The sequence below is a fragment of the Xanthomonas arboricola pv. juglandis genome, assembly GCF_905367715.1.
Classification (GTDB): Bacteria; Pseudomonadota; Gammaproteobacteria; order Xanthomonadales; family Xanthomonadaceae; genus Xanthomonas; species Xanthomonas arboricola.
Map to the genome: position 1 here is coordinate 4,040,934 of NZ_HG999362.1, position 15,748 is coordinate 4,056,681.

Sequence of the window (15,748 nt, forward strand, 5' to 3'; positions counted from 1 at the left end):
TCGGCCTGCCTGCACGATCGCGTTGAACTGTTCTGCGTCCCTGCCCTCGATCCCTCTTCCATCAGACATCCTCCCCAAACCTTCCATGTCATTGCTCGAATCTGCCGCCGTCGTGATCAACCTGCTTGGCGTCTGGCTGACCGCGCGGCGCATTCGCTGGTGCTGGCCGGTCGGCATCGTGGCGGTGGCGCTGTATGCCTGGCTGTTCTATCAGTGGAAGCTGTACTCGGACATGCTGCTGCAAGGCGTCTACGTGCTGACCCAGCTGTACGGCTGGTGGCAGTGGCAGCGCGGGATGGCCGCACAGACACGCATTCGCCCGTTGCCGATGCCGCAGGCGGAGCTGTGGATCTCGCTGTGCATCGGTGCCGTGTTCGCCGCCGCGCTCGGTGCCTACATGCATCACCGCACCGATGCCGCTTTGCCGTGGCTGGACGCGGCGCTGGCCAGCTTCAGCCTGGTCGCCAGCGTGTGGGCCGCACGCAAGCGCATCGCCAACTGGATACTGTGGGTCGTGCTCGATTGCGTCTACGTGGGCGTGTTCGTCAGCAAGGGGCTGTACCCCACCGCACTGCTGTATGCAGGCTTCGTGCTGCTGGCGCTGTATGGATGGCGCAGCTGGAAAACCCAACAGCAGCAGAACCTGGCAGGCCTTGCCTGAGCCACCTGCGGTTTGCGGGCGCGTTCTTCTTTACCATCGCCGCATGCACCTCTCTCACCCAACTGCCTTGTACCTGCGCCGCAGCCACCATTGGCAGGTCGCCGCATGAGCGCGTCGCGCCAACACGCCATCACCGAAATCGTTTCCGCGCAGATCGCCGCCGGCGAATGGGGCCCGGATCAGCGCCTGCCGGTAGAGCGCGAGCTTGCCGAACGCTTCGGCTGCACCCGCATCACCTTGCGTGAGGCCTTGCAGCAACTGGAAGCGCAGGGCCGCATCTACCGCGAGAACCGGCGCGGCTGGTTCGTCAGCGCACCGCGCGTGCGCTACGACCCCACCAGCATCGCCGGCTTCATGCAGTACGTGGCGGCGCAAGGGCGCAAACCGCGCACCGAGCTGTTGAGTGCCACCCGGCAGGCAGCGGGGGCCGCCTACGCGGCCGCACTACGGCTGGAGACGCCGTACGAAGAGGTCTTCGTGCTGCAACGCCGGCGCTGGATCGACCGCCGCGCGGTGCTGCTGGAAACCAACGTGGTGCTGGCCGCCTGGGCACCGGGCCTGCTGGAGCACGACCTGGCCGGCTCGCTGTCGAGCGTGTTCAACCAGAAACTCGGGCTGTTCCTGAGCCGCGCGCAATTATCGATGCATCCGGCCGGGCTGGATGCCGCGCAAGCCCTGTTGCTGCAGTCCACCACCGGCACACCCTGCTTCCGGCTGCAGCGGATCAGCTTCGCCGAAGACGGCCGCGCGGTGGAGCTGGATATCGAATCCTGGCGCCACGATGCACTGGATGTGGTGGTACGGACCGAGGCACCGATGCGGTCGGAGCTTTAGCGCCGGGATTCGGGATTCGGGATTCGGGATTCGGGAATCGGGAATCGGGAATCGGGAATCGATGGTGAGCATCACGCGCTGCTTTCTTCGTTGCATCTGTAGTGCATCGTTGCGATCTCCTTGCGGCTGACAACGCGTCGTAAACGACCGAGCTGGATGCCGGTGCACGCTCAAGAAAGCGATGGATGACGCAGGCCGCAGCATCTGTGCCTGCCTAACAACTGCGTGGTTGTTCGTGTCAGTCGCTCTTGGTCATTACATCGCCGCTCCCGCCCAACGCAGCGGGCAGGCTCGGCCGCGCTATCACTACGCGTCGAACAGCGTGCGTTGCGGGTCAGGTGGCGGCAGGTCGGCTAGCAGTTGCGAGAGTTGATCGCGTTGCGCACGCAGCGGGTCGTGCATCAGGAAGTTGGCCAGGCGTGCGTGCCAGGCCGGCCAGCGTGTGGCCAGTGCATCCATGTCGCCATCGGTAGGGCGGCCTTCGTGCGGCGAGGCGACAAAGGCGGTGTCGCACAGCACGTTGCGCCAGCCCAGCCCACCCATGCGCAGGCTCAGGTCCACCAATGCGGCATACCAGGAGCCATAGCTGCTGGCATCCAGACCGCCGGCCTTGCGCCGCGCGCTGCCGCGTAGCAGCACCGCGTGGCCGATTGCCGACGGCAGTTCCGGATGCAGTGGCGGCATCGCCGCGCACGCAGCGGCGAGCCGCTCCGGCGCGGCAGGCATCGGATTGAGTTCGCCCAGGCGTGGCCAGCTGCAGGCTTCGCCCACATTGCTCCATGGGGTGGCGGTGGCGATCGCCGCATCGCGCGCAAAGCAGGCGTCGAGCTGATTCAACCAACCCGGCAGCGGGCAGGCATCCACACCCAGCACCACCACATCGGCATCGCCGCAGCCGCTGAGCATTTCGTCCAGATGGGCCACCTCGCCGAGCATGCGCTGACGACGGGTGTGATGCGCCTGCAACCGCGTGCGCGCCAACCAGTGCGCGATCACCGCGCGGCCGCGCGGGCCGGCCTGCGCGTCGTCGGCCAGCCACACCCGCGTGCCGGCGGGCGTGGCGGCATCCAGTGCGCCCAGACAGGCATCTAGCGCCTCGTCGTCGGTGCCGACCGGCACCAGCACGACGGGCAGTGCCGCACTCATTGCGGCTTCTGGCTGGGTTTCAGCGGCTCCATGGCCTTGAACTTCTGGCCGTATTCGTCGGTGAGATTGCGCGCTTCCTGCGGGTTGCGCACGATCGACGGGGTGATCAACACGATGACTTCGCGGCGGGTCGTATCCCTCGTCTTCTGACCAAACAAGGCACCGACCACCGGCAACTTGCTGAGGAACGGGACCCCTGAACTACCGTCGCTGGTGCTGTCATCGATCAGGCCAGCCAGCATCATGGTGTCGCCGCTTTGGACCGCAGCTTCGGTTTTGACACGACGCGTATTGATATCGACGTTACATGCCGCGCTATTGACAGTCGTGGTGGTGTCCGAGGTACATGCTGCCGGCCGCGCACCTGGGGTACTGACTTCCTGCACGATATCCAGGAACACCATGCCGTCCTTTGTCACACGTGGACGCACTTTCAGGATCACGCCGGTGTCGATGTACTGCACTGATGAAAAGCTGCTGTCGCTGCCAAGACCGGTATTGATTGAAGTGGAGTTGATCGGGATACGCGAACCCACGTTGAGCGTGGCTTCGGCGTTGTTGCGCACGAAAACAGAGGGTGTCTGTAACAGCCGCACATTGGTCACTTGATCAAGCGCACTGATAACCGCTGCGGCGTTTTTACCCAGGAATGTCCAGCCAACGCCACCATTAGTGACAGTCCCCGCGATATCGCCCCAAATGTTGCGGCCGGCGGCCGGCGGTAACCCAGCGCCGCCGGCAGTCGTCGCGGCATTTACCGCATTCTCGAAATACCAGTTCACACCGTACTGAAGCTGGCCGGTCAAATTCACCTCGGCCACCTGCGCTTCGATATGCACCTGCATCGGCATCACGTCGAGCTTTTCGATGACGTCGCGGATCGAATTCCACGACTGCGGCGTGGAGCGCACCAGCAAGGTGTTGGTTTCGGCCACCGCCGACACGCCGACCTTGTCGCCGGCCACTTCCAGCGTCACCGCGCCATTGCCGTTGCTGCGCGGCGACAGTTGCAGGCTGCCGTTACCCAGTCCACCGCTGCTGCTGCCACTGCCACTACTGCCGCCGAAGCTGCTGCCGGAGGAGCTGCCATCGCTGCTCTCGCCGATGCTGCCGCCGGTGGTGCCCGAGCTGCCGCCCATGCTGCTGTCGCGGTTGCCCAAGGCCCCGCCGAGCACGCTGGTTTCCGAGCCAGGGGCCAGCGAGGCGTTGGAGTCGCTGTTGTTGCCGCGCCCACCGAACACTTCCGACAGGCGGTCGGCCAGGTCCTTGGCCTTGATGTACTTCAACTCGTACGAGAACAGCCGCACGCCGCCGCCGGCGCTGTCGATGCGGTCCAGCCACTGCTGGATCTGGTCCAGGTAGCGCGGCTGCGGGGTGATCACCAGCACCGCGTTGGCGTTTTCCAGCGGCATGAAACGGAACATGCCGGCGCTGGGTGTCTTGCTCTGTTCGCCGAATACCTTCTCCAGATCGGCCGAGACCTTTTCGGCCTTGCCGGACTGGATCGGGAACACACCCACCGACATGCCCGACAGCCAGTCCACGTCGAAGATCTGCACGGTGCGCAGGTAGTTTTCCAGCTCGGCGCGGGTGCCGCCCAGGGTGATCACGTTGCGCGAGGGATCGGTGCCGACGATGGCGTTCGGGCGCGCATAGGGCTCGAGCACCTTCTTCATTTCGCTGGCGGAGATGAACTTCAACGGCACCACGCGCACTTCGAAACCGCGCGCGGCCGACGGCGATGCGGTGCTGGGCGCGACGGTGCCGGCCAGCGCCTGGTCGGCCGGCACGATGTTGTAGCGGCCGCCGCTGAACACCATGCGCGCGTTGTTCCAGCCCAGCACCATTTCCAGCAGGTTCAAGGCCTGCGCCGGCGAGACCGGATTGGGCGTGGCCAGGGTCACGGTGCCCTGCACGCCGGGGGCGATGACGTAGTTCTGCCCGAGCATGTCGCCCAGGATCGCCTTGACCACCGCCTGCACCGACTCGCCTTCGAAATTGAAGGTGGCGCTGCCGCTGCTGGCCATGCCCAGCGTCGGTGCCGGCGCGCTCGCCGCGCTCTGGTTGATCATGGTGCCGCTGCCACGCCGGATCACCGGGGTGGGCTTGGCGCTGGCATTGCCCTCGGCGCGTTGCTCGGCGCTGGTCTGGGTGGCGCCGGCAGCGCCGACTTGCGGATCCAGGCGCGCGTCGCGGCGCACGTCCGGCGGCGGAGTGGAGGCGCAACCGGCCAGCAGGCCGATCAGCAGGGACACGGGAAACAGGCGCTGCGTCATGCGTTCACTCATTGGGTCTGACCGGGGGTAGAGCCGCTCTGGCGCTGCTGTTGCAGCTGGCGGCGTCGGGCTTCGATACGTTCGCGGATGGCGCGCATCTGATCATCGGAGGGGCGTGGGGCTTCCTGGGCGCCATCGCTGCGCTGCGGCGGCACCGTCGGCGGTGTCTGCCCACCGGGCTGCTGTGGCGGCGTGGCGGGCTGGGTCTGCGGCGGCTGCGCCGGTGCGGCCGCGGCGGCATCGGGCGACGGTAACGGCGGCATGGCGCCGGCAGCGCCGCGCGCGCCCGCATTGGCGGTGGGCGGTTGCCCGCCCAGGCCGTTGAACACGTGCAGCTCCAGTGTCTGGGTGCCGCCGGGACCTTCGATGGTTGCGCTGCGCGGCTGCAAGGCGAGCAGGCGCCAGCCCTTGACCGCTTCGCCGCCCAGCTGCACCCGCACCGAATCCTGCGGGTCCAGCGTCAGCGTGGCCATCTTGAAGTTGTCCGTCAGCAGCACGCCGGTCAGGCGCACCGTCGAGGCGGCGCTGCTGCCGTCGTTGCCGGACAGGAAGAACGGATGCGGCAGGCGGTCTTCGGCGAAGGCCGGATGCGCGGCGATCTCCGAATATTTTTCGAACGCGCCCAGCCGTTCCGGCGCCGGTGCCGGCAAGGTGGGCAGGCGCTGCACCAGCGCCGGGTCGTCCGGCAGCAGCTCCACGCGCTTGCCCAGCCCGGCCACCGCCAGCACGCACACCAGCAGCGCCCAGCCGACCACGGTGGCCAGCAGCCAGGTGCGCAGGCCGATCATGTCAAGGCGCATTGCTGGCCCCCGCGGCGTCGGGGGCGGCGGGCGCGGCGTCGGTGTTCAACGGCGCGGCGCTGGCGCCAGGGCGCAGGTAGCCGGCCAGTTCGAAGGCGATATCCAGGCCGTTGCCGCTTTCGTTGGGCGAGAGTTGGTAGCGCTGCGCCATCACGTTGAGGTTGTCCACGAACAGACGCGGGGTGCCGTTTTCCAGGCTGTACAGCACCGAGGCCAGCTCCGGGGTGCCGCAGCGCAGGCGCACCTGCACCGCAACGCGGGTGAAGCGGTCCTTGCTTTCCGGCTGCAGCGGCGAGCGGTTGCTGATCGCGCAGCTGCGGTTGCCGGGGCTGGCTTCCACCACGGCGCGCTCCAGCCGCTGCACCAGGCCGGCCGATGCCAGTTCGGCCGAGGTTTCCGGCAGGAAGCCCGGGCGGCTTTCCAGGGTCTGGCGCGCCTGCTGTAGCCGTTTGCTGACTTCCGGCGCCTGCTGCAGTTGCACGCGCACGCGTAGCTCGCGCTCGCGCAGCGCTTGCAGGTCGTCCTGCACGGCGATCATCGGCTGGGTGAACCAGGGGTGCACCAGCACCAGATAGGCCACGCCGATCACCAGCAACAGCAGGCCCAAAGCGATCCAGCGATCGCGCTTAACGCTGCGTGGCATCGGCCGCCTCCTTGGCATCGGGGCCGGCCAGTTCGGCGGTGATGGTGAAGCGATCGACGTTGCGACCGGCATCGCTCTGCAGCACGCCGGTCAGCGAGGGCGTGCGCCACAGCGGCGAGCCTTCCAGGCGCCGCACCAGCGAGGAGGCTTCGTTGCTCAAGCCGATCAACTGCAATTGCCCGCCTTCGACCGAGAATTTTTCCAGATAGGTGCCGCCCGGCAGACGCCGGCTCAGCTCGTCCCAGATTTCCACCGAGGTGGGGCGGGTGGCGCGTTGCTGCTGGAAGAAGTTGGCCCCTTCGACCAGATCCAGCAATTGCTGGCGTTCGGCGGCGACCTGGCGCGCACGTGCGGCGTTGGCCTGCACCTTGGCACGCAAGTCGTCGGCGGCCTGGCGGCGGTTGTCCAGCAGCAGCCAGCCGGCCACGGCCAGCAGCACCAGTGCGGCGGCGGCCAGCAACAGATTCCAGCGCTGCATCGGGTCGCTGCGCCGCAACCGCCGTGCCGGCGGCAGCAGGTTCACGCCCAGTGGCAGGCCCTGCGCATCGGCGACATCGATGCCGGACAAGGCGCTGGCCCATGCGTCGGGCACGCCGTCCGGGCCATCGATCAGGCGCCGCGGCACCACCACCAGTTCGGCATCGAGCTGGCCGTCTTCGCGCACGTCCAGCACGCGCGCATCGAAGTAGACCTGGTCGGCAGTGAACGGGGTTTGCCGATCGATCTCGAAGCGCGCCACATCCTGCAGGCGCGCCGCTGCCGCAGCAGGCAGGCGCAACGGACGACGCAAGGCATGCGCGGCCGGCAGCAGCCAATGCCGCGGCAGGCCTTCCAGCGCGGTCGGCAGCAAGGCATGCACTTCCTGCGGCTGCACCGGCCACGGCAGGCTGGCGATGGTCTCGCTGCTGTGATCGCGCTGACGCAGCAACTGCAATGCCTGCCCATCGGGCTGCAACAACAGCCGCGACGGCGACAGGCCCAACTGCCATTGCCAGCGCTGCGGCAGCCAGGCCAGCAGCGATTGTTGCCACCAACGCCAGAAGCCTCCGGCTCCCGGCATGGCGCGTACGCCGATACGACCCAAGGTGTCCCGCCATGCGGTCATTGCACTGCTGCTCCCTCTTCCCAACGCAACACGGTATATGCCGACCCAGGTAATGCGGACGCACTGGTGGAGACCACCGCCCGCAACACAGCCTCGCGTCCCTGACTCAGTCGCGCCCGGCTCTCGATACTATAAGTGTCCGACCCACCGACCGTCGCCTCGCTGCCCGGCAAACCCGGCGGCGCGTCACGCTGGGCCAGCAGTTGCCGCGCATCCAGGCCCATCGCGGTCAGCACCGGGCCCGGCGCAAAGCGCGCTTCGGGGCGCGAGCGTCCGCTGTACAGGGTGAGGTTGGGCAACAGCTTGCGATACAGCTCGCCATCCATTCCCAGCACCAGGCGCAACTCGCCCAGCGTTTCGAACGGGCCATCCTTGGCACCGTACGGCAATCCGGCATCGGCATAATCGCGATCTTCCGCGCCACCGCCGGGCTGGCTCAGCGAATCGCCATCGCGCCAGTCGACGATCGCGCCAGCAATGCGCGTATCGCGGCCCTGCTCGCCACCGACCGCGCGTACCAGGCCGGCCAGCAGCGCGGGCTCGGCCATGTTCAAGTCCACCTTGCCGCTTTCGTCGGTAATGCGGATCTCCACCGTGGCATCGTCCATCTGCCAACGATAGCGCCGGCCGTCTGCAAGCCAGCGCGCCTGGGTGTCGGTGCTCTGCAGGCGGGACAGCGCGTATTCCAGCCCGGAACGCGCGTATTCCTGCGCCTGCGCGCCATTGCGCAGCATGCTGCCCTGCAATGCTTCCACCCGCGCGGTCAGCGCGAATGCGCCGATCATCGCGGTGAGCAGCGCAATCAGCCACAGCACCAACACCAGCGCGGCACCGCGCATTGCGCTCATTGCCCTGCTCCCGGGTTGCTGGATTGCGGCAAGGCCACCACCAGCGGCGGCCAGGCGGCACCGCCGCTACGGATCTCGATGCGCACCAGCAACGGCAGACGGTCGTGCCATTCCCACTGCGGCAACCACGCGCTCAGGCGGCCGCTCTGCGGATCCATGCCGCGATACCGAAAGCTCACCTGCTGCACGTCTTCGGCGAGTGTTTCCGGCGGCAGCGTGGTGCCCTCTTCGATCGACTTGCCCGATTGCAGCATGGTCAACGCGATCCGCAGCGTGCGCTGCTCACCATCGCCGGCCACCGACAGATCGTGCAGGTACGGCCCGCCGCGGCCCAGGTAATCCGGTACATCGGCGGCAAAACGCATGCGCTGCGGCTCGCCGATGAACAGCATCGGCTGCTGACTCTGCGGGTCGATGCCCATTGCGATCGGCAGTGCCGCCGCCAGCCGCCGGCGCAGGAATTCTTCCACCGCACGCACGCGTTCGCTGCGCTGGGCGATCGCCTCGCCGCGCTGGCTGACCGCACTGGCCGAGCGCAAGGTAGCAAACGCCAATGCCAGCCCGCCGACCAGCAACATGGTCGCCAGCAACACTTCGATCAAGGTGAAGCCGGCACTGCGCGAGCGACTCATGGCGCGCTGCCCGGCTGCGCCGCAGCCACCAGCCGCAAGGTGCGCCACTGCAGGACCTGGTTGGGCTGCTCGCCCCAGCGCACCACCAGGGTCAGCTGCAGCAACGTGTGCGCACCGGGGGAGACCGGCGCCTGCGGATTGCGTCGCGGCTCGTCGTACGGGCGCACATCCATCGACCAACGGAAATGCCCGTCTTCGAAGGTGCCTTGCTGCTGCTCCGGCACCAGCGGTTTGTCCATGCCCTGCGCCGCCAGCAACGATTGCGCATGCAAGGTGGCGCGCGTGCTCTCGTCGGCCGCACGCACCTGACGCGCGGCACCGGACAGCGATCCCAGCAACAGGCTCAACGCCAGCGCCAGCAACGCAAAGGCGACGATCACCTCGATCAGCGTGTAACCGCGCTGGCGCTTCATGGCGCCGGCGTCCGCAACTGCCCGGAACGCACTTCGCCGGTGATCCAGCCCACGTCCACGCGCCAGGTCGCGTCCTTGACGCGCAGATCGATGCGCCCGCCGGTGGAGGCGCCATCGGGGAAGAACTGGATGGCGCCCTGGTCCTGCCGCGACTGCACCTGCCGCGCGCCGGTGAAGCGCACCTCCAGCGACGACGGCAGATCGCCGTGATGGCCGCCGGGTGCTTCCCAGCGGCGCTGCTGCGGATCGATCAGAAACCGCTGCGGCGTGCCGGTGGCAATCGCCTGCGTGCGCGTATAGCGCAGCTGCGAGGCGATCGCCTTGCCGGCGGTGCGCAGGCGCATGCCGTCGATCCCGCCATTGAGCGCGGCGGCGGCCAGTACGCCGGCCATCGCGATCAGGGCGATGACCAGCAACATCTCCAGCAACGAACTGCCACGCGTGCGGGGACGACCAGGGCCGACCACTCCATGCGGATGACGCAACGGCTGACACGCAACGCGCATGGCGAACGGCTTATTGGTACTTGATGTCCGCGTCGTAACTGCTGCCACCGGGGCGGCCGTCCTTGCCCAGGCTGATCAGATCGAACGGCTGGCCATCGCCGGGCGCGCGGTATTCGATGGTGTGGCCCCACGGGTCGTTGAGTTCGGCCGGCTTGGCGTACGGTCCCAGCCAGCCGCTGCTGCCGCCCGGCTGGGTCACCAGGTCATCGAGCTTGCTCGGCAACTTGCCGGTGTCGAGCTGGAAATTCTCGATCTTGCCGGCCAGGGTCTGGATCTGCGATTTGGCCAGGTTGGCCTTGCCGCGATCGGCACCACCGAGCACACGGCTGCCGACCAGGGTCAGCACCGCGCCGATCAGGACGATGACGATGATGATTTCCAGCAGGCTCATGCCGGCCTGGCCTGCACGCGACGGACTACGGGTGATGGAGCGCTTGATCATGAACGATTTCCTTGCACGTCGATGAAAGATGCTGCCGCCAGAAGATGACACGGCGGGCATTGCAATGGTTCCCGCATGGGTGTCGCGCGGTCACCGGAAAGTTGTTGTGAATCCGCCGCCACGTTATCCGATGGCATTGGTCAGGTCATACAGCGGCACCAGCACCGAAATGATGACAAGCCCCACCACCGAGGCCAGCACCAGCGTGATCAACGGCACCAGCGCGGCCAGCGCGCGGTCGATGGCTTGCGCGGTTTCCAGCTCGAAGGTGTCGGCGGTCTTGAGCAGCATCGTGTCCAGGGCGCCCGATTCCTCGCCGACCTGGATCATCTGCAGGGCCAGCCGCGGGAAGCGCTTGCCGCGTGCCAGCGACATCGCCAGGCCATGGCCGTTCTTGACGTCATCGGCCGCGGCGTCGACATCCTCGACCAGCGCCAGATTGGACATCACGTTGCGCGCAATGCCGATTGCCGCCAGCAGCGGCACGCCGTTGCGCAGCAAGGTGCCCAGCGTGCGCGTCAGCCGTGCGGTTTCCAGGCGCGCGATCAGGCTGCCGACCACTTTCTGCCGCAGCAACCACTCATCCAGCGCGGCACGGAACGCGGCATTGCGGCGTTTGCGATCCAGCCACAGCCCCAGCAAGCCCGGCACCACGATCAGCACCAGCCACCAGTCGCGCACCAGCAGGCCCACGCTCAACACCGCCTGGGTGAACCACGGCAAGGCCACGTCCAGGCTTTCGTACATCTGCGCGAACTGCGGCACCACATAGCCGAGCAGGAACAGCAGCGCGCAGCCCACCACCGCCAGCAGGATCGCCGGATAGATCAGTGCGTTGATCACCTTGCCGCGCAGCGCACGGCTGCGCTCCAGGTAATCGGCCAGGCGCTGCAGCGTGTCCTGCATGCTGCCGCCGGCTTCGCCCGCACGCACCATGTTGATGTAGAGCTTGGAAAACAGCCCGTGCTGGCGTTCCAGTGCCGAGGACAGCGGCGCGCCGCCACGCACGGTGTCACGCACATCGCCGATCACGCGCCGACTTTTGTCGTCTTCGGGCAGATCCATCAGGATCGACAAGGCGCGATCCAGCGGCTGGCCGGCACCGATCAGCGTGGACAACTGCTGGGTGAACTGCACCAACGCGGCGTTGTCGAACGGCTTCTTGCGCAACAGCATGCGCAACGACGGCGAGTCGTTTTCGCCGGTGGCCAGACGCGTTTCCACCGGCAGGTGGCCCTGCTCCTGCAGGCGCAGCGCAACGTCTGCGTCGCTGGCCGCTTCCATCTGGCCATCGAGCATTTCGCCATGGGCGTCGAGCGCTTTGTAGCGGTACAGGGGCATCAGGCTGGACGGCCGGGAGTGGGGAATCGGGAATCGGGAATCGGGAAAAGCAGGAGCCTGCGCTGCGTTGGCGCGAGTGGGCGCAGCTGTGCGCGTGCGCGACGCGTTACCGGGACCTTGCCCTGCTTATCTTCCGATCCTGAGCATCCGATGCTCGTTGTGGCTCCGTTGACTCTCACGCATCCTCCGTCACGCGCAGCACTTCTTCGATGGTGGTTTCGCCGCGCAAGGCCTTGGACAGGCCGTCCTCGTACATGGTGCGCATGCCGGCCTTGCGCGCCAGTTGTTCGATCTCGCCCATGCCGGCGCGGCGCATCACCGCGCGCCGCAATTCGTCGTTCATCACCAGGAACTCGACGATGGTGGTGCGGCCCAGGTAACCGGTCGGCGCGGCAGCCGAGGCACGCGGACGATACAGGTAAATCTCGCCGTCCGGTTGCAGCCGGCGCAGGTTGAAGCGTTCGATCTCTTCCGGCGATGCCAGGTAGCGCTCGGCGTTGGCCAGGTCGAGTTTGCGCACCAGGCGCTGCGCCAGGATGCCGTTGATGGTGGAAGTGAGCAGATAGTCTTCCACACCCATGTCGAGCAGACGGGTGATGCCGCCGGCGGCGTTGTTGGTGTGCAGCGTGGACAGCACCAGATGGCCGGTGAGCGCGGACTGGATCGCGATGCGCGCGGTTTCCAGATCGCGCATTTCGCCGATCATGATGATGTCCGGATCCTGACGCACGATGCTGCGCAGCGCGTTGGCAAAATCCAGCCCGATCTGCGGTTTGGCCTGGATCTGGTTGATGCCTTCGATCTGGTATTCCACCGGGTCTTCGACGGTGATGATTTTCACGTCCGAGGTATTGAGCTGGCTCAACGCGGTGTACAGCGTGGTGGTCTTGCCCGAACCGGTCGGGCCGGTCACCAGCATGATGCCGTGCGGTTGCTCCAGCACCTTGCGGAACTGCGGCAGAAACTCTTCGGTGAAGCCGAGCTTGTAGAAGTCGAACACCACCGTTTCGCGATCGAGCAGGCGCATCACCACGCTCTCGCCGTGCGCGGTGGGCACGGTGCTGACACGCAGATCCAGCTCCTTGCCCTGCACGCGCAGCATGATGCGGCCGTCCTGCGGCAGCCGGCGTTCGGCGATGTTGAGCTTGGCCATGATCTTGATGCGGCTGATCACCGCGGCGGTGAGCTTGGCCGGCGGGCTTTCGCCTTCCACCAGCACGCCGTCCACGCGGTAACGCACCTTGAGCCGGCTTTCGAACGGTTCGATATGGATGTCCGAAGCGCGCAGTTCCACCGCGTGCTGGATCACCAGATTGACCAGGCGGATCACCGGCGCTTCGGACGCCAGATCGCGCAGCGCTTCGATATCGTCGCTGCTGTTGGCATCGCCATCGGCGGTTTCCACGATGGTGCCCATCGCGCTGCGGCCCTGGCCGTACCAGCGCTCGATCAGGTCATCGATTTCCGAGCGCAGGCCGACCTGCAGCAACAACGGGCAACCGGTCGCAAGCCGCACCGCGTCGATCGCGTAATCGTCGTAGGGATCGGCGATCCACAACTCCAGCCGGCCATCGCGTTCGCCGACCGGGCATAGATGAAATTGTTTGAGGAAGCGTAGCGACAGCCCCTGCACTTCCGGCAGCATTTCCGGTGGGGTATCGCCGAGCTGGCGTGCATCCACCAGCGGCAGACCCAGCACATCGGCGCAGGTCTCCGCATGATCGCGTTCGGACACCAGGCCCAGACGGCCCAGCAAGGCCAGCAGGCCCATGCCGGATTCGGCCTGCAACTGGCGCGCGCGCAGCAGATCGGTGTCTTTCAGACGACGGCGTTCAAGCAGCGCTTCGACGATGCGTGTCTCCGCACTGCGATGCTCAATTGGATCGACGGCAACCGCGTTCACACTCGTCTCCACTGGTCCGGCGCCGACTGTAGCAGTTTGCCGCGACGATCAACCGTACGCATCTGAATCGTCCTGAAAAACGATGCCCCCGGTGGTTGGCCGGGGGCATCGGTCACACTATGGGACGGCTTACTGTCGTGCGACGAGCGTCAGCTTCGCGTAGTCGGCAGCGCCCACCAACTTGATGTAGTAGGTGCCGGCCTTGGGGGCGGTGAAACGCACGGTTTCGCTGTTGCCCGGGCGGGTCGACTTGGCGTCGTAACTGGTGGCGCTGGGCTCGGCTTCATGGCTGACGTACACCGACACATCGCCGGTGCCGCCATAGGTCATGAAGCTGAGCACGGCACCGGCCTTGGCTTCGAAGCTGTACAGCGTGGAACTGGCGTAAGCACCGCTCAGGCCGGTCAGCGGGGCCTTGTTGGTCAGGGCGATGGCGGTCGGCGCGCAGCTCTCGGTGGCCGGATCGCAAGGTTCCACCAGCACCGCTTCCAGCGCGGCCTTGGCATCGACGATGCCGCTGCCGATCGGGGTGCTGGCCGGCGGGGTCACCGGGAAGCGACGGCTGGTCTGCTTGAGCAGGGCTTCCACCGCGGCCGGGGTCAGCGGGCCATCGCCCAGACCGATCGCCGCGCTCTGCACCAGGGCGACGACACCGGCCACGTGCGGCGATGCCATCGAGGTGCCACCCAAGCCCATATAGGTATAGGTTCCCGAGGTCGGCGTGGTCGCGCCGGTGTAGCCGGCCTGCCAGATGTAACCGCCCGGATTGCCGTCCACGCTGCCACCGCCGCCCGGGCCGGAGAGGTCGACCTTGCTGCCGTAGTTGGAGTAGTAGGTGATGCCGCCGGTGATGCGCGTGGCACCCACGGTGATGGTGTTGTTGCAGCTGGCGGGAGAATGGTTGGCCGCATCTTCGCCGCTGTTGCCGGCCGCTACAACCACGGTGGTGCCGCGCGCGACCGCGCCGTTGATCGCCAGCTGGGTGGCCGAATCGCAGGGCTCGCCGCCACCCAGGCTCATGTTGATCACCTCGGCCGGGTTGGTGTTGGCCGGCACGCCAGCGACCGTGCCGCCGGACGCCCAGACGATCGCATCGGCGATGTCGGAGGTGTAGCCGCCGCAACGGCCGAGCACGCGCACCGGCAGGATGGTCGCCTTCGGCGCCACGCCAGCCATGCCCACGCCGTTATTGGTCGCCTCGGCCACGGTGCCCGAGACGTGGGTGCCGTGCCAGGAGCTTTCCTGTGCCACCGAGCCGTCATAGCAGACGTTGTCGGCCTCTTCCCAGTCGCCGTAATCCAGCGCGCCCGGCACGCGGGCATCGGTGGGACGACGCGAGACTTCGGCATCGGTGATGAAGTCGTAACCCTGCAGCAGGTTGCCGGCAAAGTCCGGATGGCCCGGCAGGATGCCGGTATCCAGCACTGCCACCACCACGCCTGCACCCTGCGACAGATCCCATGCGGCCGGCGCATTGATGCCGCCGTTGGGGTTGCTCAGATGCCACTGGTACTGCGCGTACAGCGGGTCATTGGGGACCAGTTGCGGGGTCACGTCGGTGGCGGCGACGCTCTTCTTGATGTCGACCGGGCGCAGCATGCGATCGATCTGCACATCGGCCACGGACGGGTCGTTCTTGAGCTCGACCACCACCTTGTCCACCTGGGCGGTGGTCAACGTGCTGGACAGCTTGATCAGGTCCGAGCCGATGCCAAGCTTGCGCACATACGTCGCCTTGGCGGCGGCTGCGCTGCTGCGTGCGCCGGTGCTCGCACCGACACGGCCGACCGCAGCCTGCACCGCGCTCAGCTTGCTGGCGCGATCGGTCGCGGCAGCAGTGTTGTCCTTGTAGCGCACGATCAGGCGGCTACTGAACGCAGCGCCGGCCGATGCTGCCTGGGTCGGTTCCTTGACCAGCAGTTTCGGGGCAGCAGCGAGCGTGCCCGATGCACCGAGCGCCATCATCAGGATGGCGCCGGTCAGCGGGGAGAGACGGAAATTCTTGTCGATCACGGTGAAGTCCTCTTCGTGTTTTTCGTCGATCAGCTGGGAGCGGCTTCCGAACTGCGGCGCAACTGCGGTGCAGTGCGCTGCGTTCGATCAGCCACTCCTGGTAAGGCCATCACTCCATCGAATCCGTTGGCCGGCCCAGCCACGGTCCTTGCCCGCCCCCTCAGGCCTTGCTCTGGCGCGGCGGC

15 protein-coding genes are annotated in these 15,748 nt (G+C 66.8%); 2 read left to right on the forward strand and 13 right to left on the reverse strand.

Annotation, left to right across the window (positions count from 1 at the left end; translation table 11 throughout):
- The first annotated feature begins 85 nt into the window (after nt 1-85).
- Complete coding sequence (pnuC, locus tag KHN93_RS17365) at nt 86-661, forward strand: nicotinamide riboside transporter PnuC (protein WP_039518949.1); 576 nt, start codon at nt 86-88, stop codon at nt 659-661.
- Between the two features lie 105 nt (nt 662-766).
- Nucleotides 767-1,495, forward strand: coding sequence for a UTRA domain-containing protein (locus KHN93_RS17370; RefSeq protein ID WP_211920900.1), 729 nt, complete (start codon nt 767-769; stop codon nt 1,493-1,495).
- Between the two features lie 306 nt (nt 1,496-1,801).
- Here KHN93_RS17370 and KHN93_RS17375 read toward each other — a convergent pair whose 3' ends face one another.
- The 13 genes from KHN93_RS17375 to KHN93_RS17435 all read right to left on the reverse strand — a co-directional run bounded on the left by KHN93_RS17375 (nt 1,802) and on the right by KHN93_RS17435 (nt 15,563).
- Nucleotides 1,802-2,641: a glycosyltransferase family 2 protein gene (locus KHN93_RS17375; RefSeq protein ID WP_211920902.1), complete on the reverse strand. Its 840-nt coding sequence runs from the start codon at nt 2,639-2,641 to the stop codon at nt 1,802-1,804.
- Entirely contained in the window at nt 2,638-4,929 is a 2,292-nt protein-coding gene (gspD, locus tag KHN93_RS17380) for a type II secretion system secretin GspD (protein WP_211920904.1), read from the reverse strand. Before gspD ends, KHN93_RS17375 begins: the two co-directional genes overlap by 4 nt.
- Nucleotides 4,926-5,717 carry a type II secretion system protein XpsN gene (gene xpsN, locus KHN93_RS17385; RefSeq protein WP_039518942.1) on the reverse strand — a complete coding sequence of 264 codons (792 nt, stop codon included), beginning with the start codon at nt 5,715-5,717 and terminating at the stop codon, nt 4,926-4,928. The genes gspD and xpsN overlap by 4 nt, the downstream gene beginning before the upstream one ends.
- Nucleotides 5,707-6,360, reverse strand: a complete 654-nt coding sequence (gene gspM / locus KHN93_RS17390; protein WP_211920906.1) for a type II secretion system protein GspM — start codon at nt 6,358-6,360, stop codon at nt 5,707-5,709. The genes xpsN and gspM overlap by 11 nt, the downstream gene beginning before the upstream one ends.
- Nucleotides 6,344-7,465 (reverse strand): PilN domain-containing protein, encoded by a 1,122-nt coding sequence (locus KHN93_RS17395; RefSeq protein ID WP_039518936.1) that lies wholly within the window; start codon nt 7,463-7,465, stop codon nt 6,344-6,346. Before KHN93_RS17395 ends, gspM begins: the two co-directional genes overlap by 17 nt.
- Nucleotides 7,462-8,313: a type II secretion system minor pseudopilin gene (locus tag KHN93_RS17400; RefSeq protein WP_016901924.1), complete on the reverse strand. Its 852-nt coding sequence runs from the start codon at nt 8,311-8,313 to the stop codon at nt 7,462-7,464. Before KHN93_RS17400 ends, KHN93_RS17395 begins: the two co-directional genes overlap by 4 nt.
- Nucleotides 8,310-8,945 carry a type II secretion system protein J gene (locus tag KHN93_RS17405; RefSeq protein WP_102580542.1) on the reverse strand — a complete coding sequence of 212 codons (636 nt, stop codon included), beginning with the start codon at nt 8,943-8,945 and terminating at the stop codon, nt 8,310-8,312. Before KHN93_RS17405 ends, KHN93_RS17400 begins: the two co-directional genes overlap by 4 nt.
- Nucleotides 8,942-9,358 carry a type II secretion system protein XpsI gene (gene xpsI, locus KHN93_RS17410; protein ID WP_029218999.1) on the reverse strand — a complete coding sequence of 139 codons (417 nt, stop codon included), beginning with the start codon at nt 9,356-9,358 and terminating at the stop codon, nt 8,942-8,944. The genes KHN93_RS17405 and xpsI overlap by 4 nt, the downstream gene beginning before the upstream one ends.
- The gene (xpsH, locus tag KHN93_RS17415; protein ID WP_039525438.1) at nt 9,355-9,864 is read right to left on the reverse strand and encodes a type II secretion system protein XpsH; all 510 of its coding nucleotides are present in this window, start codon (nt 9,862-9,864) and stop codon (nt 9,355-9,357) included. The genes xpsI and xpsH overlap by 4 nt, the downstream gene beginning before the upstream one ends.
- A 10-nt stretch (nt 9,865-9,874) precedes the next feature.
- Complete coding sequence (gene gspG / locus KHN93_RS17420; RefSeq protein ID WP_024939118.1) at nt 9,875-10,306, reverse strand: type II secretion system major pseudopilin GspG; 432 nt, start codon at nt 10,304-10,306, stop codon at nt 9,875-9,877.
- Nucleotides 10,307-10,429: 123 nt separating this feature from the next.
- The gene (xpsF, locus tag KHN93_RS17425) at nt 10,430-11,647 is read right to left on the reverse strand and encodes a type II secretion system protein XpsF (RefSeq protein WP_211920909.1); all 1,218 of its coding nucleotides are present in this window, start codon (nt 11,645-11,647) and stop codon (nt 10,430-10,432) included.
- A gap of 175 nt (nt 11,648-11,822) precedes the next feature.
- Nucleotides 11,823-13,550: a type II secretion system ATPase GspE gene (gene gspE, locus KHN93_RS17430; RefSeq protein ID WP_039510378.1), complete on the reverse strand. Its 1,728-nt coding sequence runs from the start codon at nt 13,548-13,550 to the stop codon at nt 11,823-11,825.
- Between the two features lie 129 nt (nt 13,551-13,679).
- Nucleotides 13,680-15,563 (reverse strand): diffusible signal factor-reguated S8 family serine peptidase, encoded by a 1,884-nt coding sequence (locus KHN93_RS17435; RefSeq protein ID WP_016901936.1) that lies wholly within the window; start codon nt 15,561-15,563, stop codon nt 13,680-13,682.
- Nucleotides 15,564-15,748 lie beyond the last annotated feature (185 nt).

Bases quoted from the DNA above. Each gene is read 5' to 3' on its own strand.
- pnuC (WP_039518949.1), top strand. From the start codon at position 86: ATGTCATTGCTCGAATCTGCCGCCGTCGTGATCAACCTGCTTGGCGTC.
- KHN93_RS17370 (WP_211920900.1), top strand. From the start codon at position 767: ATGAGCGCGTCGCGCCAACACGCCATCACCGAAATCGTTTCCGCGCAG.
- KHN93_RS17375 (WP_211920902.1), bottom strand. From the start codon at position 2,641: ATGAGTGCGGCACTGCCCGTCGTGCTGGTGCCGGTCGGCACCGACGAC.
- gspD (WP_211920904.1), bottom strand. From the start codon at position 4,929: ATGAGTGAACGCATGACGCAGCGCCTGTTTCCCGTGTCCCTGCTGATC.
- xpsN (WP_039518942.1), bottom strand. From the start codon at position 5,717: ATGCGCCTTGACATGATCGGCCTGCGCACCTGGCTGCTGGCCACCGTG.
- gspM (WP_211920906.1), bottom strand. From the start codon at position 6,360: ATGCCACGCAGCGTTAAGCGCGATCGCTGGATCGCTTTGGGCCTGCTG.
- KHN93_RS17395 (WP_039518936.1), bottom strand. From the start codon at position 7,465: ATGACCGCATGGCGGGACACCTTGGGTCGTATCGGCGTACGCGCCATG.
- KHN93_RS17400 (WP_016901924.1), bottom strand. From the start codon at position 8,313: ATGAGCGCAATGCGCGGTGCCGCGCTGGTGTTGGTGCTGTGGCTGATT.
- KHN93_RS17405 (WP_102580542.1), bottom strand. From the start codon at position 8,945: ATGAGTCGCTCGCGCAGTGCCGGCTTCACCTTGATCGAAGTGTTGCTG.
- xpsI (WP_029218999.1), bottom strand. From the start codon at position 9,358: ATGAAGCGCCAGCGCGGTTACACGCTGATCGAGGTGATCGTCGCCTTT.
- xpsH (WP_039525438.1), bottom strand. From the start codon at position 9,864: ATGCGCGTTGCGTGTCAGCCGTTGCGTCATCCGCATGGAGTGGTCGGC.
- gspG (WP_024939118.1), bottom strand. From the start codon at position 10,306: ATGATCAAGCGCTCCATCACCCGTAGTCCGTCGCGTGCAGGCCAGGCC.
- xpsF (WP_211920909.1), bottom strand. From the start codon at position 11,647: ATGCCCCTGTACCGCTACAAAGCGCTCGACGCCCATGGCGAAATGCTC.